Raw genomic sequence first — 1406 nt, forward strand, 5'->3', positions numbered from 1 at the left:
AAAAATAACAACATCGCCGTCTTTCAACCAACGCATCGCGGTCCTACGATCATAGTGCTCGACAACACCACTCATTGGTATTGCAGACATAACACGCGTGGAAATATTAGACCGCTCTAAAGCATCGCGCATTGCAAGTGCGTTCATTACAGTTGCAAGCATTCCCATATGATCACCCGTTACACGATCCATGCCCGCAGCGCTTAACGCAGCACCTCGGAACAAGTTACCGCCGCCGATTACCATACCTACCTGCACGCCAATACCGATTAGTTGACCAACTTCCAGCGCCATACGATCCAGTACCTTTGGGTCGATACCGAAGTTCTCATCACCCATGAGGGCTTCGCCACTTAATTTAAGTAGCACTCGCTTATATTTTGGCTGCAAGTTTGTTGGCATATGTCGTGTCCTGAAAAGCGTATTTGAGCGTAGCGTCACCTTAGTTTTTCTGACGCCATATAAAACAATGCCGCACCTTAAAGCTTAAGGTACGGCACCGGCGCGAATTGTAGCAAGAAGCAGAGTTTGCCGCTACGACAAAAACACTTCTTTAGATCGCATATTAGATATGGAGATTAAGCATCGCCAGCCAACTGAGCAGCAACTTCAGCTGCAAAGTCAGTCTCTTCAACCTCAATACCTTCACCCACTTCAAGGCGAACGAAAGATACGATCTCAGCACCACCTTCTTTCGCTAACTGGCCAACAGTAAGCTCTGGATTTTTAACGAAAGGCTGCTCTGTCATAGAGTTCTCTTTAAGGAACTTCTTGATACGACCACCCATCATTTTCTCAACGATCTCTGCAGGCTTACCTTCCATNTCAGGTTGCGCCTTAATGATTTCTTTCTCTTTCTCTAACTCTTCTTCAGCCATATCTTCTGGGCGAAGAACACGAGGGTTTACCGCAGTTGCGTGCATAGCGATATCTTTAGCTAACTCAGCAGAACCACCAGATAGCACAACAATTGCACCAATACGGTTGTTTGAGTGAACGTATGAACCAACAACTGCACCCTCAAGAGCTACAGCGCGACGAGGAGAGATATTCTCACCAACTTTTTGAACAAGCGCTTCACGCTCAGCATCTAACAAACCAGCAACATCAGTTGAACCGCTAGCAAACGCCTCTTCTGCAACCTTATTAGCAAACGCCAAAAAGTCTTCGTTCTTCGCAGCAAAATCTGTTTCTGAGTTAACTTCTACCAACATTGCTTTTGACGCGTCGTCAGCAACTTTAACAACAACAACACCTTCTGCAGCAGTACGACCAGCTTTCTTAGCTGCTTTCATACCGCTCTTCTTACGCAATTCTTCAATTGCCTTATCTACATCACCGTCCGTCTCAGCGAGTGCTTTTTTACACTCAAGCATACCAAGACCAGTACGCTCACGAAGCTCTTT

The 1406-nt window shown here is 46.1% G+C and carries 1 protein-coding gene and 1 pseudogene; both read right to left on the reverse strand.

All coding sequences use genetic code 11. The features are described 5' to 3' along the window. Positions 1-402, reverse strand: a pseudogene (locus A3762_RS16200) (uridine monophosphate kinase); the annotation flags it as partial. Positions 403-578: 176 nt separating this feature from the next. Continuing rightward, positions 579-1406: translation elongation factor Ts (gene tsf, locus A3762_RS16205; protein ID WP_068756624.1), on the reverse strand; the 828-nt coding region annotated here is incomplete at its 5' end.

It is taken from the genome of Oleiphilus sp. HI0125 (assembly GCF_001635355.1).